Origin of the sequence: Actinomadura parmotrematis (assembly GCF_019458805.1) — a bacterium.
In the GTDB taxonomy this organism is placed as follows: domain Bacteria; phylum Actinomycetota; class Actinomycetes; order Streptosporangiales; family Streptosporangiaceae; genus Spirillospora; species Spirillospora parmotrematis.
In genome coordinates, this window is sequence record NZ_JAIBOA010000002.1 from 361,095 (window position 1) to 384,531 (window position 23,437).

At 73.2% G+C, this 23,437-nt stretch carries 23 protein-coding genes and 1 tRNA gene; 6 read left to right on the forward strand and 18 right to left on the reverse strand.

The genetic code is table 11. The features are described 5' to 3' along the window. Window positions 1-6: 6 nt before the first annotated feature. The 11 genes from K1Y72_RS04490 to K1Y72_RS04540 form a co-directional block, all read right to left on the reverse strand. On the reverse strand, window positions 7-1,269 hold the full coding sequence (locus K1Y72_RS04490; protein WP_220163667.1) for a sulfate adenylyltransferase subunit 1: 1,263 nt from the start codon (window positions 1,267-1,269) through the stop codon (window positions 7-9). Between the two features lie 17 nt (window positions 1,270-1,286). Beyond that, entirely contained in the window at window positions 1,287-2,201 is a 915-nt protein-coding gene (cysD, locus tag K1Y72_RS04495) for a sulfate adenylyltransferase subunit CysD (RefSeq protein ID WP_220163454.1), read from the reverse strand. 124 nt (window positions 2,202-2,325) lie between these two features. After that, window positions 2,326-3,213 carry an inositol monophosphatase family protein gene (locus K1Y72_RS04500; protein ID WP_220163456.1) on the reverse strand — a complete coding sequence of 296 codons (888 nt, stop codon included), beginning with the start codon at window positions 3,211-3,213 and terminating at the stop codon, window positions 2,326-2,328. Between the two features lie 93 nt (window positions 3,214-3,306). Continuing rightward, window positions 3,307-4,797, reverse strand: coding sequence for a sugar transferase (locus K1Y72_RS04505; RefSeq protein ID WP_220163458.1), 1,491 nt, complete (start codon window positions 4,795-4,797; stop codon window positions 3,307-3,309). Window positions 4,798-5,057: 260 nt separating this feature from the next. After that, window positions 5,058-5,636 (reverse strand): aminoacyl-tRNA hydrolase, encoded by a 579-nt coding sequence (pth, locus tag K1Y72_RS04510; RefSeq protein WP_220163460.1) that lies wholly within the window; start codon window positions 5,634-5,636, stop codon window positions 5,058-5,060. Between the two features lie 139 nt (window positions 5,637-5,775). Beyond that, entirely contained in the window at window positions 5,776-6,438 is a 663-nt protein-coding gene (locus K1Y72_RS04515) for a 50S ribosomal protein L25/general stress protein Ctc (protein ID WP_220163463.1), read from the reverse strand. 295 nt (window positions 6,439-6,733) lie between these two features. Further along, window positions 6,734-7,714, reverse strand: a complete 981-nt coding sequence (locus tag K1Y72_RS04520; RefSeq protein WP_220163465.1) for a ribose-phosphate diphosphokinase — start codon at window positions 7,712-7,714, stop codon at window positions 6,734-6,736. 87 nt (window positions 7,715-7,801) lie between these two features. Beyond that, window positions 7,802-9,244 carry a bifunctional UDP-N-acetylglucosamine diphosphorylase/glucosamine-1-phosphate N-acetyltransferase GlmU gene (glmU, locus tag K1Y72_RS04525; RefSeq protein ID WP_220163467.1) on the reverse strand — a complete coding sequence of 481 codons (1,443 nt, stop codon included), beginning with the start codon at window positions 9,242-9,244 and terminating at the stop codon, window positions 7,802-7,804. A 200-nt stretch (window positions 9,245-9,444) separates the two neighbouring features. Continuing rightward, a tRNA-Gln gene (locus tag K1Y72_RS04530) sits at window positions 9,445-9,515 on the reverse strand. 80 nt (window positions 9,516-9,595) lie between these two features. After that, a complete protein-coding gene (locus K1Y72_RS04535; protein ID WP_220163469.1) occupies window positions 9,596-11,194 on the reverse strand; it encodes a hypothetical protein in 1,599 nt (532 codons plus the stop codon). A gap of 42 nt (window positions 11,195-11,236) precedes the next feature. Beyond that, entirely contained in the window at window positions 11,237-12,145 is a 909-nt protein-coding gene (locus tag K1Y72_RS04540; RefSeq protein ID WP_220163472.1) for an ADP-ribosylglycohydrolase family protein, read from the reverse strand. Window positions 12,146-12,307: 162 nt separating this feature from the next. On the opposite strand from K1Y72_RS04540, the gene K1Y72_RS04545 reads away from it, so the two are divergent. From K1Y72_RS04545 to K1Y72_RS04565, 5 genes are all read left to right on the forward strand, one after another. Beyond that, window positions 12,308-13,261: an acyl-CoA desaturase gene (locus K1Y72_RS04545; protein ID WP_220163474.1), complete on the forward strand. Its 954-nt coding sequence runs from the start codon at window positions 12,308-12,310 to the stop codon at window positions 13,259-13,261. Between the two features lie 53 nt (window positions 13,262-13,314). Further along, complete coding sequence (locus K1Y72_RS04550) at window positions 13,315-14,100, forward strand: TetR/AcrR family transcriptional regulator (RefSeq protein WP_220163475.1); 786 nt, start codon at window positions 13,315-13,317, stop codon at window positions 14,098-14,100. Window positions 14,101-14,152: 52 nt separating this feature from the next. Then, window positions 14,153-14,710: a hypothetical protein gene (locus K1Y72_RS04555; protein ID WP_220163478.1), complete on the forward strand. Its 558-nt coding sequence runs from the start codon at window positions 14,153-14,155 to the stop codon at window positions 14,708-14,710. Window positions 14,711-14,800: 90 nt separating this feature from the next. Then, window positions 14,801-15,343 (forward strand): hypothetical protein, encoded by a 543-nt coding sequence (locus K1Y72_RS04560; RefSeq protein WP_220163480.1) that lies wholly within the window; start codon window positions 14,801-14,803, stop codon window positions 15,341-15,343. A 5-nt stretch (window positions 15,344-15,348) separates the two neighbouring features. Beyond that, window positions 15,349-15,711, forward strand: coding sequence for a hypothetical protein (locus tag K1Y72_RS04565; RefSeq protein WP_220163482.1), 363 nt, complete (start codon window positions 15,349-15,351; stop codon window positions 15,709-15,711). A 7-nt stretch (window positions 15,712-15,718) separates the two neighbouring features. On the opposite strand, the gene K1Y72_RS04570 is transcribed toward K1Y72_RS04565, so the two are convergent. Then, on the reverse strand, window positions 15,719-16,081 hold the full coding sequence (locus K1Y72_RS04570; protein WP_308286898.1) for a VOC family protein: 363 nt from the start codon (window positions 16,079-16,081) through the stop codon (window positions 15,719-15,721). Between the two features lie 176 nt (window positions 16,082-16,257). After that, a complete protein-coding gene (locus K1Y72_RS04575; RefSeq protein ID WP_220163484.1) occupies window positions 16,258-17,043 on the reverse strand; it encodes a trans-aconitate 2-methyltransferase in 786 nt (261 codons plus the stop codon). 75 nt (window positions 17,044-17,118) lie between these two features. Between K1Y72_RS04575 and K1Y72_RS04580 the strand changes: the two genes are divergently transcribed. Continuing rightward, complete coding sequence (locus K1Y72_RS04580) at window positions 17,119-17,631, forward strand: MarR family winged helix-turn-helix transcriptional regulator (protein ID WP_220163486.1); 513 nt, start codon at window positions 17,119-17,121, stop codon at window positions 17,629-17,631. On the opposite strand, the gene K1Y72_RS04585 is transcribed toward K1Y72_RS04580, so the two are convergent. Genes K1Y72_RS04585 through K1Y72_RS04605 form a run of 5 tightly spaced genes read right to left on the reverse strand, consistent with a single transcriptional unit; the run spans window position 17,628 to window position 23,218 of the window. Then, window positions 17,628-19,394: an ABC-F family ATP-binding cassette domain-containing protein gene (locus K1Y72_RS04585; RefSeq protein ID WP_220163488.1), complete on the reverse strand. Its 1,767-nt coding sequence runs from the start codon at window positions 19,392-19,394 to the stop codon at window positions 17,628-17,630. The genes K1Y72_RS04580 and K1Y72_RS04585 overlap by 4 nt on opposite strands. A gap of 53 nt (window positions 19,395-19,447) precedes the next feature. Then, window positions 19,448-20,383: a 4-(cytidine 5'-diphospho)-2-C-methyl-D-erythritol kinase gene (locus K1Y72_RS04590; protein WP_220163671.1), complete on the reverse strand. Its 936-nt coding sequence runs from the start codon at window positions 20,381-20,383 to the stop codon at window positions 19,448-19,450. A gap of 56 nt (window positions 20,384-20,439) precedes the next feature. Continuing rightward, on the reverse strand, window positions 20,440-21,474 hold the full coding sequence (locus K1Y72_RS04595; RefSeq protein ID WP_258571880.1) for a glycoside hydrolase family 26 protein: 1,035 nt from the start codon (window positions 21,472-21,474) through the stop codon (window positions 20,440-20,442). Beyond that, a complete protein-coding gene (gene rsmA / locus K1Y72_RS04600; protein WP_220163490.1) occupies window positions 21,398-22,393 on the reverse strand; it encodes a 16S rRNA (adenine(1518)-N(6)/adenine(1519)-N(6))-dimethyltransferase RsmA in 996 nt (331 codons plus the stop codon). The genes K1Y72_RS04595 and rsmA overlap by 77 nt, the downstream gene beginning before the upstream one ends. Window positions 22,394-22,411: 18 nt before the next feature. Next, a complete protein-coding gene (locus K1Y72_RS04605) occupies window positions 22,412-23,218 on the reverse strand; it encodes a resuscitation-promoting factor (protein WP_220163491.1) in 807 nt (268 codons plus the stop codon). Between the last annotated feature and the right edge of the window lie 219 nt (window positions 23,219-23,437).

The following is a 23,437-nucleotide window of genomic DNA, read 5'->3' on the forward strand; positions in this document are numbered from 1 at the left end:
GCGCCGCTACCGCGCCTGGACGATCATGCCGGCGCCGACGGTGTTGTTGGTCGACTCGTCGATCAGGATGAACCCGCCGGTCAGCCGGTTGCGGGCGTAGTCGTCGATGAACAGCGGCTGGGTGACGCGCAGCGAGATCCGGCCGATCTCGTTGACGCCGAGCCCGGCGGCGTCCTCGTCGCGGTGCAGGGTGTTGACGTCCAGCCGGTAAGCCAGGTCCTTCACCATCGCCTTGGCGGTGCGGGTGGTGTGCTTCAGCAGCAGCCGGCTGCGCGGGGTGAGCCGCCGGTCGGGCGCCATCCAGCAGACCATCGCGTCGATGTCCTGGGCGACCTCGGGCCGGTTGTGCGGCCGGGCGATCATGTCGCCGCGGGAGATGTCGATCTCGTCGGCCAGCCGCAGCGTCACCGACATCGGCGCGAACGCCTCCTCGACCGGCCCGTTCGGGCCGTCGATGCCGGCGATGGTGGTGGTGAGCCCCGACGGCAGGTGCACGACCTCGTCGCCGGGCTTGAGGACGCCGCCCGCGACCTGCCCCGCGTAGCCGCGGTAGTCGTGCAGCTCGGGGTCGGTGGAGGCGTGCGGGCGGATCACGTACTGGACGGGGAACCGCACGTCGATGAGGTTGCGGTCGGAGGCGATGTGCACGTGCTCCAGGTGGTGCAGCAGCGACGACCCCTCGTACCAGGGCATGTTCACCGACCGCTCCACCACGTTGTCGCCGTGCAGCGCCGACAGCGGGACGAACGTCAGGTCGCCGATCTCCAGCTTGGAGGCGAACGCGGTGAACTCGTCCACGATGCGCTCGTAGACGCCCCGGTCGTAGTCCACCAGGTCCATCTTGTTCACCGCGACGACCAGGTGCGGCACCCGCAGCAGCGTCGCGAGGAAGGCGTGCCGGCGGGACTGCTCCAGGATGCCCTTGCGCGCGTCCACCAGGATGATCGCCAGGTCGGCGGTGGACGCGCCGGTCACCATGTTGCGGGTGTACTGGATGTGGCCGGGGGTGTCGGCGATGATGAACTTGCGGCGCGGCGTCGCGAAGTAGCGGTAGGCCACGTCGATGGTGATGCCCTGCTCGCGCTCGGCGCGCAGGCCGTCGGTGAGCAGCGCGAGGTTGGTGTACTCCTCGCCGCGGTCGGCGCTGGTGCGCTCCACCGACTCCAGCTGGTCCTCGAAGATCGACTTGGAGTCGAACAGCAGCCGGCCGATCAGCGTGGACTTGCCGTCGTCCACCGACCCGGCCGTCGCGAACCGCAGGATGTCCATGTTCCCAGGGGCGCTCATCAGAAGTAGCCCTCCTTCTTGCGGTCCTCCATGGCGGCCTCGCTGGCCCGGTCGTCGGCGCGGGTCTGGCCGCGCTCGGTGATCCGGGTGGCCGCGATCTCCTCGATCACCTCGTCCAGCGAGGCGGCGGCGGACCGCACCGCGCCGGTGCAGGACGCGTCGCCGACGGTGCGGTAGCGGACGGTCGCCTCGAACGCGGGCTCGTCGTCGCCGCGGTTGGCGTAGGAGATGTCGGCGAGCAGCATGCCGTCGCGCTCGAACACCCGCCGCGGGTGCGCGAAGTAGATCGACGGCAGCTCCAGCTCCTCGCGCCGGATGTAGTCCCAGATGTCCAGCTCGGTCCAGTTGGACAGCGGGAAGACCCGGACGTGCTCGCCCTGCCGGATCCGGGTGTTGTAGAGGTTCCACAGCTCGGGCCGCTGGTTCTTCGGATCCCACTGCCCGAACTCGTCGCGGAAGGACACCACGCGCTCCTTGGCGCGGGCCTTCTCCTCGTCGCGGCGGGCGCCGCCGAACGCCGCGTCGAAGCGGTGCTCCTCGATGGCGTCGAGCAGGGTGACGGTCTGCAGCCGGTTGCGGCTCGCGCGCCGCCCGGTCTCCTCGGTCACCCGGCCCTGGTCGATGGACTCCTGCACCGAGGCGACGACGAGGCGGACGCCGGTCTCGGCGACCCGCCGGTCCCGGTACTCGATCACCTCGGGGAAGTTGTGGCCGGTGTCGACGTGCATCACCGGGAACGGCACCGGCGCGGGCGCGAACGCCTTCTCGGCCAGGCGCAGCATCACGATGCTGTCCTTGCCGCCGGAGAACAGCAGGACCGGGCGCTCGAACTCGGCCGCCACCTCCCGGATGATCTGGATGGACTCGGCTTCGAGGACGTCTAGCTGGGACAGCAGATAATCGCTGCGCTGCATGTCTGGGGCTCTCTCCACGCTGTTGGCAGGCTGCACCGGGTCGTGGGCCGGGCCATGGGGCGGCACCTGCCCACCGGTTCTGAACGGCGGCGCGCCGCGGGCTGTTCCGGGCGGCCGCCCGAGGTCACTCCGGCCGCGCGCCGGTCACGTCCCGTATGCCGGTCAGCAGCGTCGATGCCGACACCGGGTGGCACACCAGGATATCCGGGAGCCAGGGGTCGTCCCGGTTGTACTCCAGGGGCGAGCCGTCGACGCGGGACGCGTGCGCGCCCGCGGCGTGCGCGACCGCCACCGGGGCGGCCGAGTCCCACTCGTACATGCCGCCGGCGTGCACGTAGGCGTCGGCCTGCCCGAGCAGCACCGCGGAGATCTTCGCGCCGGCCGACCCGATCGGCACGAGCTCCACCTCCAGCGGCAGCGCGTCGGCGAGGCGCTGCACGAACTCGGGGGGACGGCTCCGGCTGACCGCGATCCGCAGCCGGCCCGGGGCAGGCTCGGGAACGCGCAGCGGCGCCTCCCCGCCGGCGGTGACGTCGAGCGCCCCGCCCGGCGACGTCCGCAGCGTGCGGCCCTGCGCGGGCAGCGCGACGGCGCCCGCGGCGAGCCCGGCCTTCGTCCAGAGCGCCACGTGCACCGCCCAGTCGGGGCGGCCCTCCTCGGCGAACTCGCGGGTGCCGTCCAGCGGGTCGACGATCCAGACGCGGCCCGCGGCGAGCCGGGCCGCGGCGGCGGTGTTGCCCGTCGGGGCCCGGTCGTCGCCGGCGGCGCGCTTGCCCGCCACCGACGCGCGGCCCTCCTCCGACAGGACCGCGTCGCCCGGACAGCGCTCGGCCAGCGCCGCCATCAGGTGCTCGTGCGACCGCAGGTCGCCGGTGTCCTTGAGGGTCCGCGCGTCGGCGAACCCCACCTCGTCGCGCACCGCCAGCAGCAGGCGCCCCGCCGCCGCGGCGAGCCCGCCCGCCAGGGCGTGGTCGTCCGCCCGGGCGTGGTCGTCCGCCGTTCCCCGCGTCATCCGATGATCACATTCCCGACTCGGCCGATCTGCACGGTCAACAATCTCATGCCGCGCGGGCCGCCGGGTGCGGGCGGGGGGTATCCGCCCCGATCAGTACGCGCCCGAGCCGCGGAACACCGCCGCCCAGGTCTTCCAGATGATCTGCAGGTCCATCGCCAGCGACCAGTTGTCGACGTAGCGCAGGTCCAGCCGGACCGACTCCTCCCACGACAGGTCCGAGCGGCCGCTCACCTGCCAGAGCCCGGTCATCCCCGGCTTCACCACGAGCCGCCGGTGCACGTCGTCGCCGTAGCGGGCGACCTCGTCGGGCAGCGGAGGGCGCGGCCCGACCAGCGACATGTCGCCGCGCACGACGTTCAGCAGCTGCGGCAGCTCGTCCAGCGAGTAGCGGCGCAGCCGGCCGCCGACCCGGGTGATCCGCGGATCCTCCTTGATCTTGAACAGCACGCCGTCGTTCTCGTTCCCGTCGAGCAGCTCCACCTTGCGGGTCTCGGCGTCGGCGACCATCGTGCGGAACTTGTAGACGGTGAACTCGCGGCCGCCGCGGCCCACCCGCGTCTGGCGGAACAGCACCGGCCCGCGGCTGGTCGTCCCGATCAGCAGCGCGACGGCCAGCAGCACCGGGCTGAGCGCCACCAGCGCCGCGAGCGCCGCCGCCCGGTCGAACCCGCCCTTCAGCAGCTTGCGGCCGCCCGCCAGCTCGGGGTGCTCCACGTGCAGCAGCGGCAGCCCGGTGACCGGCCGGATCGAGATGCGCGGACCCGCCACGTCCATCAGCGCGGGCGCCACCACCAGCTCCACGTCGTCGCGCTCGATCTGCCAGGCCAGCCGGCGGAGCGCCCGCCCGTCCATCTCCGGGCACGACAGCACCGCGACCGAGTCGGCCCCGATCCGCTCCACCACCGCGGCGACCTCGCCGAAGTCGCCGAGCACCGGGACGCCCTCGACCTCGGCGGCCCGCTCCCCCGCGGCCGCCGGCGCGGGCGGCAGGCACACCGCGGCGATGTCCATGCCGTGGTAGGCCTTCTGGCGGAGCAGCAGGATCAGGTCGGCCACCGACGAGCGGTGCCCGACCGCCACCACCCGCCGCATGTACCGGCCGTTCCACCGCCGCGCGTGCAGCCACTTGCGCAGCCGGTACCGCGCCACCAGCGCCAGCAGCGTCCCGAGCGGCAGCGCCATCACCACGTACCCGCGCGCCACCTCGGTCTTCGTCGCGTACGCCACGATCGCGACCGTCGCGATGAGGATGAACCCGGCGCGCAGCACCCGGTGGAACTCCTCGTACCCCACCCCGACGTAGCGGGGCTGGTAGGCCCGGCAGACCGTCAGCACCAGCAGCCAGCCGAGCGGGAGCAGCAGCGACAGCGCGATGTAGGCGAGGCCGAACCCGTCGTCGCCGACCTTGCCCGGCAGGCCGGGGAAGCGCAGCAGCAGCGCGATGACCGTGGCCACCTGCATGGACGCGTAGTCGAGCGCCACCGCCGCCCGCCGGTACCGCGCCGGCCACTTCTGCTCGGCCGGATCGGGATGGAGGGGTAGGACGGGCGCGCTCGTCCGGTCCCTGCCCATGACGGTCATCGGCGTCTCCCCCAACCCGTAACATCCGCACCAGGAATCCGATACACATCCAGGACGGCCGAAAGGCACTCCAGGTTCACAGCCGCCCGGATCGCCATTCGCGTGCATCTTACGGACGTGCGCCCGTCCACGGGACCTGTGATCCGCAGTCATCGCGCCCTGACAGCGCGCGGCCGCAAGAGGACACCGCCACCCCCTTGCCACCGGCCGCCCCGCGACGACCCCGGCGTGAGGCCCCCGGACCGTTCCGGGAAGGCCGTTCAGGGCGCCGCGTGGAAGGTGTTCTGCGCCGCCTCCAGGCCCCCGGTCATCAGCGCCTCCACCGCGTCCGCGGCGACCTCCACGTTCAGGTCCAGCTCCTTGCGCTCGGCCGCCGCGAAATCCTTCAGCACGAACGCCGCCGCGTCCATCCGCCCCGGCGGCCGGCCCACCCCGAACCGCACCCGCGGATACTCCCCGCCCCCCACCGACCGCGTGATCGACCGCAGCCCGTTGTGGCCGTTGTCACCGCCGCCCTGCTTCAGCCGCACCGCGCCGAACGGCACGTCCAGCTCGTCGTGCACCACGATCACCCGGTCGAGCGGCACCTTGTAGAAGTCGCGCAGCGCCTTCACCGGCCCGCCCGACTCGTTCATGTAGGTCCGCGGCTTCGCCAGCACCACCCGCGTCCCCGCGAGCCGCCCCTCCAGCACGTCGGCCCGCGCCCGGTGCGACTTGAAGCGGCCGCCGGCCCGGCCCGCCAGCACGTCCAGCACCATGAACCCGGCGTTGTGCCGGTTGCCCGCGTACGACGGCCCCGGATTCCCGAGCCCGACGACCAGCCACACGTCCGCGCCCACCCGGGGCTCCCCTCACATCGACGACGGCCCCCGCGGTAACCCGCGGGGGCCGTCGAAAAACCATCGAACCTACCGGAAGCGCACGGGCGGCGTTCCGCACACCGTGCTCCGTCCGCTACCGGACAGGGCGCGCCGCACCCTACTCGGCGGCCTCGGCGGACTCGCCCTCGCCGGCCTCGCCCTCGCCGGCCGACTCGCCCTCGGCGGCCTCGCCCTCGGCGGCCTCGTCGGTCTCGGTGCTCTCCTCCAGCGCGGCGGCCGCGGCGGCCGCGTCCGCGATCTGCAGGACCAGCGTCTCCTCGTCGACCACCAGCGTCGTGCCGCGCGGCAGCTTCACGTCCTTCGCCAGCACCTGCGTGCCGATCTCCAGACCCTCCACGCTCACCTCGACGCCGTCGGGGATGTGCGTCGCCTCGGCCTCGACCGACAGCTGCACCGCGTCCTGCTGCACCAGACCGCCCGACACGACCTCACCGGTCACCGTCACCGCGATGTCGACGGTCACCTTCTCGCCCCGCTTCACCAGCAGCAGGTCGACGTGCTCCAGGAACCCCTTGATCGGGTCGCGCTGCACGTCCTTCGGCAGCGCCAGCTCCGCGCCGCCGCCCAGGCCGTCGATGGTCAGCAGCACGTTCGGGGTCTTCAGCGCGAGCATCAGCTCGTGCCCCGGCAGCGTGATGTGCTTCGGGTCGGTGCCGTGGCCGTAGAGAACGGCGGGAACCTTGCCGGCCCGGCGGGTGCGCCGCGCGGCACCCTTACCGAACTCGGTGCGCGGCTCGGCGGCGATACGTACCTCGGACACGGCGGAAACTCCTCGTTTGTTGCGATCCACGGCCGTCCGACATCGGACGTCCGCTCCGGACAGAGCCAATCAGGCGTTGCTCGACGCGTCAGGCGCCTCGAAGATTCTTTGCGCTTCCCCAGGGAGACACGGGACCTGCACGACCACCGCACTCGACGACCCGGGGCATACGCGGATTCCGCCATCCTAGCCGATGGCCGCCGCGCCCGACGCCAACAGGGCATCTCCCCGCCGCCCCACGGCGAAGGGCCCGGCCCCGCGCGCACGCGGACCCGGGCCCTCCCCGAGCGGACGGCTAGCTGTGACCGCCGAACAGGCTGGTCACCGAACCGTCGCTGAACACCTCGTTGATCGCCCGCGCCACCAGCGGCGCGATCGGCAGCACCGTCAGCTTGTCGAACCGCTTCTCCTCCGGGATCGGCAGCGTGTTCGTCAGCACCACCTCGGAGATCCGCGAGTTCTTCAGCCGGTCCACCGCCGGACCCGACAGCACCCCGTGCGTCGCCGCCACCACGACCTTCGTCGCCCCGTGGTCGAACAGCGCGTCCGCCGCCTTCACGATCGTGCCACCGGTGTCGATCATGTCGTCGACCACCACGCACGTCCGCCCGGCCACGTCACCGACCACGTCGAAGACCTTGACCTCGTTGGCCACCTCGGGATCGCGCTTCTTGTGGATGATCGCCATCGGGGCGCCGCCCAGCCGGTCCGACCACCGCTCGGTCACCCGCACCCGGCCCGCGTCCGGCGCCACCACCGTCACCTGCGACAGGTCCAGCCGCGACTCGAAATGGTCCGCCAGCAGGTCCAGCGCGAACAGATGGTCCACCGGGCCGTCGAAGAACCCCTGGATCTGCGCCGTGTGCAGATCCACCGTGATCAGCCGGTCCGCGCCCGCCGTCTTGAACAGGTCCGCCATCAGCCGCGCCGAGATCGGCTCCCGCCCGCGGTGCTTCTTGTCCTGCCGGGCGTACCCGAAGAACGGCGCCACCACGGTGATGCGCTTCGCCGACGCCCGCTTCAGCGCGTCCACCATGATCAGCTGTTCCATGATCCACTGGTTGATGGGGGCCGTGTGGCTCTGGATCACGAACGCGTCCGACCCGCGCACCGACTCCAGGAACCGCACGAACGTCTCACCGTTGGCGAAGTCGTACGCCGAGGTCGGCGTCAGCTCCACATGCAGGTTGTCCGCCACCTCCCTCGCCAGCTCCGGGTGGGCCCGGCCGGTGAAGAGCATCAGCTTCTTCTGGCCACTCGCCTTGATCCCACTCACGCGCGACAACTCCCCCTCAATGTTCTGCCACCCCTGCGCCCTCCGGGGGGAGGACCCAGGACACCCTTACCCGGACCGCGCGGACGGTCACTCCCCGCCCGCACCGTCCTGCCTGGCCCGCCGCGCCGCCTCCGCCGAAGGGGTCCCCGCGCGCTTGCGCTCGACCCACCCCTCGACGTTGCGCTGCTGACCACGCGCCACCGCCATCGCCCCCGCAGGAACGTCCTTCACGATGACCGACCCCGCCGCCGTGTAGGCACCGTCGCCCACCGACACCGGAGCCACGATCATGTTGTCGCTGCCCACCTTCACGTGATCACCGATCACGCTCCGGTGCTTGCTCACACCGTCGTAGTTCACGAACACCGAGCTCGCCCCGATATTGGAGCCCACCCCGATCTCCGCATCACCAACATAGGTCAGGTGCGGGACCTTCGAGCCCTCGCCCACCTGCGCGTTCTTCATCTCCACGTACGTCCCGGCCTTCGCCTTCCGGCCCAGCCGCGTCCCCGGACGCAGGTACGCGAACGGCCCCACCGACGCCTCCGGACCCACCTCGGCCGACTCGCACACGGCGTTCACCACCACCGCGCCCGCACCCACCACCGTGTCCGTCAACGTGCACCCGGGCCCCACCACGCAACCCTCACCGAGACGAGTCTCACCATGAAGCTGCGTATTCGGACGCACCACCGCGTCCGGCTCCGCCACCACCTGCACGTCGATCCACGTCGACCCCGGATCCACCACCGTCACCCCGGCGCGCATGTGCGCCTCCAGGATCCGGTCGTTCAACTGCCGGCGCGCCTGCGCCAGCTGCACCCGGTCATTGACGCCCTGCGTCTCCACCCAGTCCCCGACCAGGAACGCCCCCGCCCGCAGACCGTCGCCCCGCAGGATCCCGACCACGTCGGTGAGATACTCCTCACCACCCGCATTGTCGGTCGTCACCCGCCGCAACGCGTCCGCCAGCGCCTTCCCGTCGAACGCGTACATCCCCACATTGATCTCACGGACCGCCCGCTGCTCCGCCGACGCGTCCTTGTGCTCCACGATCGCCGCGACCGCACCGTCACCCTCACGGACGATCCGCCCGTAACCGGCCGCGTCCGGCATCTCCGTCGTCAGCACCGTCACCGCGTTGCCCTCGGACTCGTGCACCCGCACCAGCTCCGCCAGCGTCGCACCCCGCAGCAACGGATGATCCCCGTTGGTGACCACCACCGTCCCCGGCAGCTCGCCCACCTGCTCCAGCGCCATCCGCACCGCATGGCCCGTACCGCCCTGGCGCTCCTGCACCACCGGCACCGCCTCCGGCGCCACCCGCGCCAGATGCTCCACCACCTGCTCCCGCCGATGGCCCACCACCACCAGCAGCCGCTCGGGCTCCAGCTCCCCGGCGGCGGCCAGCACATGCCCGACCATCGACCGGCCGGCCAGCTCATGCAAGATCTTGGAAGTCCGGGACTTCATCCGGGTGCCCTCGCCCGCGGCGAGGACGATGACGGCAGCCGGGCGGCTCGCACTCACGAAGAGGCTCCTCGGCATCGCAGGCGGAAAGGGATCGGCACGGGCGGCCGGCGGCTGCACCACCGCCCCGGGGCACGGCTACGCCCCAGCTCACCCGACACCCGAAGGATACCGGCCCCGCCGGATCTGTCACCCCGCCCCCGCCCGGACACGCAGGAGCGCGGGTCAGCCCCCTCCTGGGAATAAACCGGACAATCGTGCTCCCGGGGAAGGAATCGAACCCTCATTAGAGCGACCAAAACGCCCTGTCCTGCCGTTAGACGACCCGGGAAGGCCGAGCGGGTCCGGCCGTCACCGGCCTCGCCGCACCCGGCCGCCACGATACCGGTTCCGGCGCCGGCGGCCGATTCGTTAACGTAGATCACCGGTCGGCGTCGCCTCCTCCGTCCAGCGCGAGCGTGCGCCCGTCTCGCCGAGGAGCGTTCCGAGCGCCCATCCCTCGATCCGCCGGTAGAGATCGGTTCCCTTCGCGACGTCCAAGCGGAGGCAGCCCCGGTAATCGGATCGTTCGCTATGGTCCGTACGCGGCCGGTGCCTCTTGATGGTCGCCTTGCGGAAGTCCGCCTCCGCCACCCCGAGAACGCCGGCCCAGAAGGCGACCGCCTGCGCCAGGTCACCCGATTCGTGGATCAGTACCCGGGGTTTCCAACGCGCACGATCGATCCCGGCGGCTCCGAGGAACCCGGCGAAGAGCGCGACGAGACCCGGATCGCTGTTGACGAAGGCCACGCCTTCACGCCTCTGATAGGGCTTGTCCTTAGCGCCTTCGCACCAGTAGGCGAGCGCGCCCAGCATCAGGAGCTCGCGACGTCCCAGGTCGCCGATCTCAGCGGCGGCAGCAGCCGAGATCTGCTCACGTTCCAAGGCGAGCTGCCGCGACCTCTCCTTCCAGTAGGCCCGGATGCCGGCCGCGCGAGCATCACCCGATGCGGCTTCTTCCTCCCGTGCACCTGGCCGGTCCTCCAGCAGCAGCCGGATCTCCGATCGGGGAACGTCCAGGTGCTCCGCGATGCGGCGATGGCCCCAACCCTGAGCACGGAGTTCATGCGCCTGTTCCTCGACGCGTTCGCGGGCTGTCGCCCGCTCGAGCCAGGCGGACGCCGGCGGTTCGCCCTTGAGCAGCTGCCCGAGTCGAACCATGTCAGGTATCCGGAGGGCATGCTGGATCGCCCGCCTGTCCATGCCGGCACGCCTCAGTTCGAGCGCCCTGACCCTTGACTCTCCGTACGGAAGCGCCGGAACGAGCCCGAGCGTTTCCGGTCGGCGTCCCGCCGTCAAGGCCCCGTACGCCATCGCGGCGTGCGACCACCCGTGGATGCGGTGATAGAGCTCGGCGCTCTCGCGAAGAGTGATGCGCAGGCAGCCTCGGTATCCCTCCTCGATGTTCCTCCGCTTCGTCACCGGATTCGCGGGCTTGATCCCCGGGACGTTGAAGCGGTCGGGCCCCTCTCCGGTCAGTTCTCCCCAGAAACGCTCGGCCGCCAGCAGGTCGGCCGTCTCGTGGATCTGAACCTGGAGGCGGATCTGCTCGCGCCGGGCACCGGCGGCCTTGAGGAAGCGGAGGAAGAAAGCGATCAGGGCGGGGTCGCTGTTGATGAAGTCGATGCGATCGACGCGCTGGTGCGGCTTGTTCTTCGCGCCCTCGCACCAGTAGGCGATGGCGCCGGCGAGGAGGAGGTCGCGGGTGGAGAGAGGGCCGATCTCGCGGGCGGCGGTGAGCTTGGTGTCGAGGCGGCGGGCGGTGGTGGCGGCCCTGCGGCGCTCGTCGCCGGGGCGGCGGGCGGCCTGGATGCGGCGGACGTGCTCGGTGCGGTCGATGGGGCGGGGCATGTCGCGCAGCCAGAGGGAGCAGGTGCTCTTGGAGATGCCGAGTTCGGCGGCGATCTCGTTGTAGGAGCGGCCCTGGGCGCGGAGTTCGCGGGCGCGGGTCCTGGCGAGGGGCTTGGCCATGGCCGGGACGTTACGCGGACCCTCTGACATTTCGTGACGGCACTACTCCGCAGGGTGATCGATCCAGTCCGGGAGGGGTTCGCGGGCGGCGGTCCAGCCGTCGGGGAGGCCGGCGGGTCCGAGGTGGGCGCCGACGATGCCGCCGGCGATGGCGGCGGTGGTGTCCATGTCGCCGCCGACGGCGACGCAGGCGCGGACGGCGGACTCGTAGTCGGTGAGGCGGGTGGCGGCGGCCCAGAGGGCGAAGGGGACGGTGTCCTGGGCGGAGATGCGGTTGCCGTTGCCGAGGGCGTGGGCGGCTTCGGCGGGGGTGGCGTCGAGGAGGCGGAGGGCGGTGGCGAGGCCGCGGCGGACGTAGGTGGCGGGGGTGTGGTCGAGGGCGGTGGTGAGGAGGTCGCGGGGGTCGAGGCGGGTGCCGCGGCGGGCGGTGGCGTGGGCGGTGGCGACGGCGGCGGCGACGGCTCCGGCGATGCCTTCGGGGTGGGCGTGGGTGACCTCGGCGGACAGGGTCGCCTGGCGGGCGGTCTCGGCGAGGTCGGCGCTGAAGTGAGCGCCGAGGGGGGCGACGCGCATGGCGGCGCCGTTGCCGAAGGAGCCCTTGCCGTCGAAGAGGTCGGATGCGGCCTCCCGCCAGGGGGTTCCGGTCCGGACGCGCTCCAGGAGGAGGGCGGCGCCGTAGCCGTATCCGCGGCCGAGGTCGAGGTGGTTCGCAAAGTATTCGGCCAGAATGTCTTGTTCTACACGGCCGCAGCGGTTTAGAACGGCGAGGACCGAGCAAGCCATCTGCGTGTCGTCCGACCAGGCCCAGGGGGCCGGGGGCAGGCCGGACGCCCGGGAGACGTCCCGGTTGGCGAGCAGGAAGAACTGATCCCCGAACGCGTCCCCTACCGAGAGACCGTCCAGTGCGTCGCGGGCGAGCGCGGCGCGGCGCCGCCGGTCGAGAGCCGTCATCAGGGTCACCTCCTGGTCAGGGCGGACTTTCCGGTGAGTGAGTATTGCCCGTCCACCACCCCTCCGACCACGGTTTTTACCCATCGGACCTGTGCAACCTACGGTTGCGTAGGTTACGGTTGCGTAGGTAAGGCTCCCCTACCAGCAGGAAAGCGGTGCCGCATGACCACAGCCCCCGTCGTCGATCCTCCCCTGCCGCAGGGCCGGCCGGAGCTGGAGCAGACCCACCGCCGCAACGGCGAGCGGCTCCTCATCGCCGCCTTCACCGGCGTGCCCTTCCTCGCGCTGCTCGCCGCGGTCCCGCTCGCCTGGGGCCGGTTCCTCGGGTGGACGGACGTGGCGCTCACCGCGGTCTTCTACCTGATCTCGGCCGGCGGCATCACCGTCGGCTATCACCGGTACTTCACGCACGGGTCCTTCAAGGCGAACCGGGCGCTGAAGATCTTCATGGCGGTGGCCGGGTCGATGGCGATGGAGGGGCCGGTCATCACGTGGGTGGCCGACCACCGGCGCCACCACAAGCACTCCGACAAGGAGTTCGACCCGCACTCGCCGTGGCGGTTCGGGGACGACTGGAAGGCCCTCGCCAAGGGGCTCGGCTGGGCGCACTACGGGTGGCTGTTCCACAGCGACGTCACCTCCAAGCAGCGGTTCGCCAAGGACCTGCTGAACGACCGCGACCTCGTCGTGCTGCACCGCTGGTTCCCCGGCCTGGTCGCGCTGTCGTTCCTGCTGCCGACGGCGCTCGGCGGGCTGCTCACCTGGTCGTGGCAGGGCGCGCTCACCGCGCTGTTCTGGGCCGGGCTGGTGCGGATCACGCTGGTGCACCACGTGACGTGGTCGATCAACTCGATCTGCCACACCTTCGGCAAGGAGGAGTTCCAGGTCCGCGACCGGTCGCGCAACGTGTGGTGGCTCGCCATCCCCTCGCTCGGCGAGTCCTGGCACAACCTGCACCACTCCGACCCGACCTGCGCGCGGCACGGGGTGCTGAAGGGGCAGGTCGACATCAGCGCCCGCATCATCGCCCTGTTCGAGAAGGCCGGCTGGGCGCACGACGTGCGCTGGCCGAACGAGGACCGGCTCGCGGCAAAGCGCGCAAAGCAGCCTGAGTGACCACCACAATTGACACCGTGACTGAACCCGCTCCCAGATCCCGACGCAAACGGATGACCGGCAAGGAACGCCGCGAGCAGCTGCTGGACATCGGGCGGACGCTCTTCGCCGAGCGCGGCCTGGACGGCACGTCCGTCGAGGAGATCGCGGCCGCGGCCGGGGTGTCCAAGCCCGTCGTCTACGAGCACTTCGGCGGCAAGGAGGGCCTGTACGCCGTCGTGGTGGACCGCGAGTTCGAGCAGCTGCTCGCCCTGGTGACCGAGTCGCTGACGTCGGCGGTGCACTACCGGACGAAGCTGGAGAAGGCGGCGCTGGCGCTGCTGGAGTACATCGAGGAGCATCCGGACGGGTTCCGGATCCTGGTGCGCGACTCGCACGGCGGCACCGGCACGGGCAGCTACGCGAGCCTGCTGTCGGAGATCGCCGGTGAGGTCGAGCACCTGATGGCGCAGGAGCTGGACCGGCACGACTACGACGACCGGTTCGCGCCGATGTACGCGCAGATGCTGGTCGGGATGGTGGCGCTGACCGGCCAGTGGTGGCTGGACGTGCGCCGGCCGAAGCGCGAGGAGGTCGCCGCGCACGTGGTGAACCTCGCCTGGAACGGCCTGTCGGGCCTGGAGCCGAAGCCGTCGCTGGACCCGCGGCAGCGCCGCAAGGAGCAGGAGCGCGCGGAGCGGCGGGCGGAGAAGGCGGCGGCGCGGGCCGAGAAGGACGAGGCGAAGGCCGCGGCGCGGGCCGAGAAGGCGCACCGCAAGGCCCGCCGGGACGACGACGGTCCGGCCTCCGGCCCCGAGGACCTCCTCGACGAGATCGACACCGAGGTCCCGACCCTGTAGGCCGCATCGGGCCACCGCCGTTTGCGGGCCGCCCTCCGGGGATCTTCCGATCATGTCGTCTCCTCGCGTTCCCTGGAACAAACCGCCGGTCCTCGTCGCCGCGTTCGTCGTCCTCGGAGTGCTCGGCGCGGGCACCGGGGCGCTGTTCGGGGCGGCGCAGGAGGCGCACGGCGCCGTCCGGGGCGTGCTGTTCGGCGCGTTCTGCCTTGCCGTGGTCGTCTCGCTCGTGCTGTTCGGCTGGCTGCTGCTGGCCGTGCTGGAGCGGACGTTCCGGCTGGCGGGCGTCTCCGACGAGGCCGCGATGCGGCGGATCGCCCGGGCCACGACGCGCGGCACGGCGCCCGAGGAACCGGCGGACGACGCGCCGGCGCTCGCCTACATCGCGCGGCGGCGCCGGTACGCGCGGATCGCGATCTGGGCGTTCCCGCCGTTCCTCGCGCTGATGGCGTTCAACGCCGTGTTCCGCGCCGCGCACGGCGGCACCGCCTCCTGGCTGTTCTGGGCGTGTTCGGCGGTGCTGGCGGCGATGGCCGTCGGCATCCCGATCGCGCACTGGCGCGAGCTGCGCTCCCTGTCCCGCTCCGAGACGGCGATCCGGGCGCGCGGGTAGATCGTCCGCATCGGGCCACCGCCGTTTGCCGGGCGTCTCGCGGGGATCTTCGAGGGCATGGGACTTCCAGTGGTGCGCTCCCCCGTCGCCATGATCGGGACGGTCGTCGTCGTGTTGGCCTCCTCCGTCGTGGGTCAGGTGCTCCTCGATCGGTTCCGGGGGGCGCACGGTGGCGCGAGCGTGGCGTACGGCGCGGGGATGGCGGTGTGCCTGGCCGGATTCGGGGCGGGTCTGTTCGTGCTCGTCTCGGCGAACCATCGGCGGCGGCTGCGGCGGGCGGGCGTCACCGGTGACGACGGGACGCTGGAGCAGGTCCGGCGGGCCGTGCGGGAAGGGCGGGCGCCGGCCGATCCGGCCGTTGACGAGGCGGTGCTGCGGTACGTCGCGCACCGCCGCCGTGTGCGCCGGTGGGCCGTGTGGGTCGTGCCCGGCCTGTTCCTCCTCACCGGCATGCTGGAGCTGCTGAACATCCTGGTCGGGGGTGGGGCGATGGACTGGTTCATGGCCGTCCTCTTCCCGGCCTATGCGGCCGGCACGGTGGCCCTCTTCTGGCAGGAGGGACGGCGGCTGCGGCGGGCCGAGGCGGCGGTCAGGGGACGGCGGGGCGTAGGGGGTGGGGTCGGGGGAAGGTGAGGGGCATGAGTGTTCTGGTGCGCGCTGTGGGTGCGCTGACGGCGGCCTATTCGGCCGCGCTGCTGGTCAAGCCGGAGGTGCTGGCCGGGCCGTGCGGGCTGGTGGACGAGTGGGGCGATCCGCTGCCGGGCGTCGCGACGCTGACGCGGGCGGTGGGCGCCCGGGACCTGGTGGGCGGGCTCGCGGTGGCGCTGGCTCCGGCGGGGCGGCCGCTGGACGTCGCGGTGGCGTCGCGGGTGGCGGCCGATCTCGGGGACGCGGTGGTGCTCGGGACGCTGCTGCCGCGCGACAAGCGGGGCAAGGCGGCGGCGGTGGCGGCCGGCTGGGGCGCGCTGACGGTCGCGGCGGCGCTGGTGGCGCGCCGGTAGCGGCGGGTCAGAGCGGCTGGAGGAACTCCAGGCGGTTGCCGACGGGGTCGTCGGCGTAGAAGCGGCGGTGGCCCGGGAACAGGTCGTCGGGCGTGACGGTGTGGCCGGCGGCCTGGAGGCGGGCGGCGAGGCCGTCCAGGTCGGCGGTCAGCAGGCCCGGGTGGGCCTTGCGGGCGGGGCGGAAGTCCTGCTCGATGCCGAGGTGCAGTTCCAGGCCGTTCGGGCCGCGGAACCAGGCGCCGCCGCGCTTGGCGAGCTCGGCGGGCTTCTCGACCTCGGTGAGGCCGAGCAGGCCGCCGTAGAAGGCCCGCAGTTCCGGTTCGGATCCGGGCGGGGCGGCCAGTTGGACGTGGTGCAGCGCGGACAGCACGGCGGGATCTCCGTTCGGCGAGGGGGACACCGGCGGCCGCCCGGAGTTCGTCCGGGGCGGCCGCCGGCCGGGGTCGCCGGCTCGGGTCACGAGACCGGGGTTCGTTGGATGCCGCCCGCCGCGGGAGGTGCACCCCAGGGGATTGTGGATTCCCTCGGCGGGGGGCGGCACCCTGTCTAGGGGGGTCCGGCGACGACGAAGACGCGCCGGAAGGGGAAGACCGTCCCGTAGGGGGCGGCCGGGTACGCCTCGCGCAGCAGCGCGGCGTAGGCGGTGAGGAACTCGGCGGCGTCGGCGGGGCCGAGGGCGGTGAGGACGGGCCGCAGGGCGGTGCCCTTCACCCATTCCAGGACGGGGTCGTCGCCCTGCAGCACCTGGGTGTAGGTGGTCTCCCAGGCGTCGACGGCCCAGCCGTCGCGGGCGAGGGCGTCCAGGTAGCCGGGGGCGTCGAGGACCGGATCCGAGCGGACGGCGCCGTCCAAGGCGGCGCGCCAGCGCGGCGCGGCGCACAGCTCGCGGAGCAGGGCGTGGCTCGGGGCGGCGAAGTTGCCGGGGACCTGGAAGGCCAGGCGGCCGCCGGGGTTCAGCGCGGCGAGCCAGCGCGGCAGCAGGTCGAGGTGGCCGGGAACCCACTGCAGGACGGCGTTGCAGACGATGACGTCGTAGCGGCCGCCGGGTTCCCAGGCGGTGACGTCGCCGACGGCGAAGCGGAGCCGGGGCGTCGCGTGGGCGCGGGCGGCGTCGATCATCTCGGGCGAGGCGTCGAGGGCGTCGATGCCGGCGTCCGGCCAGCGCTCGGCGAGGGTGGCGGTGAGCTCGCCGGAGCCGCAGCCGAGGTCGGCGATCCGGCGGGCGGCGGGGACGCGCACGCGGCCGAGCAGCTCGGCGAAGGGGCGGCCGCGCTCGGCGGCGTAGGCCCCGTACTGCGCGGGGTCCCAGACGGCCCGTGGTTGTCTCGACATCAAGAGAGATGATGCCCCAGCTGTATCTTGATGTCAAGAAAGTCGTCTCGATATCAAGACAGGTAGGGTGGAGGCATGCAAGATGAGGTCGACCGGCTGGTCGATGCCTGGCGCACCGAGCGCCCCGATCTGGACGTGCGGCCGCTGCACGTCCTGTCGCGCGTGTCCCGGCTGGCCCGCCACCTGGACCGCGCGCGCCGCGACGTGTTCGCCGCGCACGACCTGGAGTCCTGGGAGTTCGACGTGCTGACCGCGCTCCGCCGCGCGGGCTCCCCCTACCAGCTGAGCCCCGGGCGGCTGCTCCGCGCCACCCTGGTCACCTCGGGCACCATGACCAACCGCATCGACCGGCTCGCCGCCGCCGGCCTGGTGGAGCGCCACCCCGACCCGCTCGACAAGCGCGGCGTGCAGGTGCGCCTCACCGAGGCGGGCCTCACCCGGGTGGACGCGGCGTTCGCGCACCTGCTGGAGCGCGAGCACCGCATCCTGGACGGCCTCAGCGCCGCCGACCGCGAGACCCTCGCGGGCCTGCTGCGGTCCCTGCTCATCCCGTTCGACGAGCCCGCCGAGGCGCCCGCGCCGCGCTAGCCGATGTCCTCGGCGAGCATCAGCCACTCCTCCTCGACCTCGGCCGCCTCGGACTGCAGCGCCCGCAGCCGCCCGTCGAGCTCCTGGAGCTTGCCGTAGTCGGTGGCGTGCTCGGCGAGCTGCTCGTGCAGCGCCGCCTGCTGCTTGGTGAGCTTGTCGAGGCGCCGCTCCAGGCGGTCCAGCTCCTTGCGGGCCTTCCAGTCGCCGCCCGCCTTCGGCTTGGCGGCAGCGGGCGCCGGGGCCGGCGCGGCGGCGGTCGAGCGCGGCGTGACCGCCCCTCCGGACGCGCGCCGCTCCAGGTACTCGTCGACGCCGCCCGGCAGCATCGCGATGCGGCCGTCGCCGAGCAGCGCCGCGACGCGGTCGGTGATGCGCTCCAGGAAGTAGCGGTCGTGGCTGACGACGACGAGGGTGCCCGGCCAGCCGTCGAGGAGGTCCTCCAGCTCGGTCAGCGTCTCGATGTCCAGGTCGTTGGTCGGCTCGTCCAGCAGCAGCACGTTCGGCTCGCCCATGAGCAGCCGCAGCACCTGGAGGCGGCGGCGCTCGCCGCCCGACAGGTCCCCGACGGGCGTCCACTGCCGGTCGCCGGCGAACCCGAGGCGCTCCAGGAGCTGGCTCGCGGTCCACTCGCGCTTGCCGACGGTGATGCGGCGGCGGATCTCCTCCACCGACTCCAGCACCCGCCGGGCGGGGTCCAGCTCTTCGAGGTTCTGCGACAGGTGCGCGAGCTGCACGGTGCGGCCCCGCACGACCTTGCCGGACGACGCGGCGACCTCGCCGTCCAGCAGCCGCAGCAGCGTCGACTTGCCGCTGCCGTTCACCCCGACCAGGCCGATCCGGTCGCCGGGGCCGAGCTGCCACGTCAGGTGCGCGAACACGTCGCGGTCGCCGAGGCGGACGGTGACGTCCTCCAGGTCGAACACCGTCTTGCCGAGCCGGGCGGTGGCGAACTTGGTCAGCTCGACGGCGTCGCGCGCCGGCGGCTCGTCGGCGATGAGGGCCTGCGCGGCGTCGACCCGGAACTTCGGCTTGGACGTGCGGGCCTGCGGGCCGCGGCGCAGCCACGCCAGCTCCTTGCGGAGCAGGTTCTGCCGCTTGGCCTCGGTGGCGGCGGCGATCCGCGACCGCTCGGCCTTGGCGAGGACGTAGGCGGAGTAGCCGCCCTCGTAGCGCTCGACCCTGCCGTCGACGACCTCCCACGTGCGGTCGGTGACCTCGTCGAGGAACCAGCGGTCGTGGGTGACGACCAGCAGCGCGTCCTTGCGGCCCTTCAGGTGCGCGGCGAGCCAGGCGATGGCCTCGATGTCCAGGTGGTTGGTCGGCTCGTCCAGGACCAGCAGGTCGGACTCGGGGACGAGCAGCCGGGCGAGCGCGACGCGGCGCCGCTCGCCGCCGGACATGCCGGCGAGCGGCGCGTCCAGCTCCAGGTCCGCCAGCAGCCCGGCGAGGATGTCGCGGACGCGGGTGTCGCCCGCCCACTCGTGCTCGGCGCGGTCGCCGAGGACGACCGAGCGCACGGTGGCGTCCGGCGGGAACGCGTCGCGCTGCGTCAGGTAGCCGACGCGGGCGCCGCGGGCGTGCGTGACGCGGCCCTCGTCGGGTTCGGCGGTGCGCGCCAGGATCGCCACGAGGGTGGACTTGCCGCCCCCGTTGCGGCCGACGACGCCGACGCGGTCGCCCTCGTCCAGGCCGAGCGAGACACCGCCCAGCAGCGGCTTCGGCCCGTAGGCCTTGCTGATGTTCTCAACATTGATCAGATTCACGGCACTCTCAAGGCTAGTGCCCGTCGGGCGTCCTCACTCCACCTCGCTCCAGCTCACTCCGCCGCCGCGTCGAGCACGGTGGCGCCCGGGACGGGGCCGTGCGCCCGGACGGTGTCGCGCGCGACGCCCTCGGCGGCGAGGACGCGGGCGAGGTCGGCGGCGTGCTCGGCGTCCGCGGCGAGGAACGCGCACGTCGGGCCGGACCCCGACACGAGCGCGCCGAGCGCGCCGAGCGCGGCCCCCGCGTCCAGGGTGCGGCGCAGCGAGGGCCGCAGCATGAGCGCGGCGGGCTGCAGGTCGTTGCCGAGGGCCGCGCCGAGCGCCGCCGCGTCGCCGGCCGCGAGCGCCGCCGCGAGCTCCGGCGGCTCGTGCGGCCAGGCCGCCCGGACGCCCTCGGCGGAGCGCAGCCGGTCGCACTCGGCGTAGACGGCCGGGGTGGACAGGCCGCCGTCCGCCGTCGCGAACACCCAGTGGAAGGGGCCGGCGGCCGGGACGGGCGTGAGGCGCTCGCCGCGGCCGAGCCCGACGGCGGTGCCGCCGAGCAGCGCGAACGGCACGTCGCTGCCGAGTTCGGCGCCGAGCGCGAGCAGCGCGTCGAGGTCGAGCTTCGGGTCGGCCGGGTCGTCCCAGAGGCGGGCGCAGGCGACGAGCGCGGCGGCGGCGTCGGCGCTGCCGCCCGCCATGCCGCCCGCGACGGGGATCGCCTTGCGGATCGCCAGGGCCACGCGCGGCTCCACGCCGAGCCGGGCCGCGACGAGCCGGGCGGCGCGCGCCGCCAGGTTGTCGCCGCCCAGCGGGACGCCCTCGATCGCCACCCGCGCGCCCGGCGCCGCCGCCGCGGTCACCGCGAGGGCGTCCGCGGGCGCGGCCGTCACCTCGTCGAACAGCGAGACGGCGTGGAAGACGTTGACGAGGTCGTGGTACCCGTCGTCGCGGACGGGGCCCACCCCGAGCCAGAGGTTGACCTTGGCCGGAACGCGAACGGTCACCGATGTCACGCACCGAAGCGTACGGGACGGCGGGCCGCCCCCGCGCCCGCGCGACGTCAGCCGCCGCTCGTCACCGGCAGGTTCCGCGGGTTGAAGTAGGGCGTGGTCGCCAGCTCGCGGAGCGCCGACAGGGCGTGCGGGTCGGCGGTCAGCGCGTAGCCGCGCCGGTCGTCGCGGGGGTCCTGCGCCTGCTCGTCGGAGTTGAAGTAGACGACGGCCTTCACCTGCGGGTCCTGCAAGGTCTGCGCGGCCTTGCGGAGCCACTCGGCGCGGCGGGTGCCGTAGGACCGCGGCACCCCGAACTCGGCGATCATGACGGGCTTGGGGTGCCCGGCGGCCCACCGCTGGAAGGGGCCGATGGTGTCGACCAGGTCGCGGTAGTCGTAGTTGCCGCCGGGCTGGGCGTCGGTGCAGACCCAGTCCACCTGGTCGTCGCCGGGGTAGGAGGCGGGCGTCGGGCCCTGGAACGCCGACGCGGTCGGGCACCACACCCACACGACGTTGGCGACCCGCTCCGCCGCGAAGATCGCCCGCAGGTGCTTCCAGGCGGCCACGTAGTCGGCGCCCGAGTGGATCCGCGCCGCCAGCGACTCCTTGTCCATGTCCCGCGCCCAGCGCAGGAAGATCGGCTTGCCGGTGGCCTTCAGCGCGCGGGCGCGCTCGCGCACGAGCGCGTCGTAGCGGCCGTTGACGATCTCCCTGGTGTCGGCGCTCGCCCAGGTGACCATCAGGTAGCGGGTGCTCGCCAGCACCGCCTTGTCGGCCTCGTCGGGGAACCGCGCCGTCCAGGAGTGGTAGGCCGGCGCGATGTCGAGCTGCCGGCCGAGGCCCTTCTCGATCTCCTTGACGCGGGTGAGGGGCGGCAGGTCGCCCTTGCGGTCGGGTTCCGCGGCGTCGGCGCCGGTCAGGGGCTGGTCGGGGGTCCACACGCCGAAGAAGGCGCCCTTGGCGGGCGGCACCGGCGCCACCCCGGCGCGGGCCGTCGTGGTGATCCTGGGGGTGGCGCGGGCGCCGCTAGAGCAGCCCGCCGCCGCGCCGGCCAGTACCGCCAGGGCCACCAGGGCCGCGGCCCGGCCCCTCCGCTTCAGCATGGTCCTCCGCCTCGCTCCGATCCGGCACGCCCTCAGGACGATACTGGGCGATCAGGGCGAACGAGGCCACGTCCAGGGTTTCCCCGCGCGCCTGCGGATCGACGCCCGCGGCGCGCAGCGCGGCCTCGGCGGCGGCGGCCGATCCGGCCCATCCGGCGAGCGCGGCGCGCAGCGTCTTGCGGCGCTGCGCGAACGCGGCGTCGACGACGGCGAAGACCTCCTCGCGGGACGCGGGCGTCGCCGGCGGCTCGCCGCGGGTGAAGGCGACCAGGCCCGAGTCGACGTTCGGCGCCGGCCAGAACACCGCCCGGCCGACGGCGCCCGCCCGGCGGGCCCGCCCGTACCAGGCGAGCTTCACCGACGGCACCCCGTACACCTTGCCGCCGGGCGCCGCCGTCATCCGGTCGGCGACCTCGGCCTGCACCATGACCAGCGCCGTCCGCAGCGACGGCAGCGCCGCCAGCAGGTGCAGCACGACCGGCACCGCGACGTTGTAGGGCAGGTTCGCCACCAGCGCCGTCGGCGCGGGGCCGGGCAGCCCGGTGACGCGGAGCGCGTCGGCGCGCACGACCTCCAGCCGGTCCGCGAGGCCGGGCGCGCGGGCCGCGACGGTGACCGGCAGCGCCGCGGCGAGGCCGCCGTCGATCTCGACGGCGACGACGCGGCGCGCCTCGGGCAGCAGCGCGAGCGTCAGCGACCCGAGCCCCGGGCCGACCTCCAGCACCACGTCGTCCGGCGCCAGGTCGGCGGCGCGCACGATGCGGCGCACCGTGTTGGCGTCGATGACGAAGTTCTGGCCGAGCTGCTTGGTCGGCCGGATGCCGAGCGCGGCCGCGAGCTCGCGGACGTCGGCCGGCCCGAGCAGCGCCGGGCCCGCGGTCTCCGCCGCGTCCGCCGCGTCCGTCGTTGAGTCCCCCACATCGACGATTGTGTCAGGTCAGCTGAACAGGAACCGCCCGCAGTTGGGCCACTGCCCCTGCCAGCGGCCGCCGACCTTCTTGTAGAGCAGCTGCGCCCGGTAGGTCTGCTCGGCGGCGGGGGCGTCGCTCGGCCGGCCCGAGCCGCCCACCGACGCCCACGAGGCCAGGGAGAACTGGTAGAGGCCGTAGTAGCCGGCGGAGTTGATCGCCTTGGGGTTGCCGTGCGACTCGCAGTTGGCGAGGCCCGCCCAGTTGAGCTTGGCGACGTCGCCGCCGCTCGCGACGGTCGGTCCGACGAGCAGGATCCGCGCGACCGGCTTCGACTTGACCTTCACGGCGAGGACGACGCGGACCTTCCTGCCCTTGCGCATCGCCAGCGCCGTCTTCACGACCTTCACGCCCGCCTTGCCGGCCCGCTTCTCCTTCTGCGAGAACGGCGCGAGCGAGGAGTCCTTCTTCTTGACGGTGGGCGCCTCGGTCCGCACGACCTTCACCACCGGCTTGGACAGCAGCCGCGTGATCTTGATGGTGTCGCCGGCCGGCTGGTCCCGCTCCGGCGCCGTCAGGTCGTACTCGCCGAGCTCGACCCGCGCCTGCTCCAGCACCTCGGTGACGGTGGTGCCGGTGCTCTGCACCTCCTTGCGCTTGCCGTCGATGACGATGGCGACGGGGCGCGGCGTCGGGGTGGCGCGCGGCGCGTCCGAGGCGGGCGCCTGCGCGGACGGGCCCTGCTTGGCGGCGGCGTCCCCGCCGCACCCCGAGGACAGCAGGGCCACGGGCAGGACGAGGGCGCAGAGAGCTGCGGTCGCGGGGGGACGACGCACGGTGGGTTTCCTCCAGAGACGGCCGGGCCGCGGGGGAACGGCCCGTTCGGTGGCCAGACACTAGAGGCACTACGCCGGGGTCCGCCACCCGCTCCGCGCGACGCTCCGGCGCCACCGGCCCGTCCCGCCCCGGCCACAGGGCTCTGGCCTGCGGGAATGCAGTGGAAGGCGGGTCAGGCGAAAAGGGCGGTCCGTACCGTTCCGCAGGGACAGGTCGGA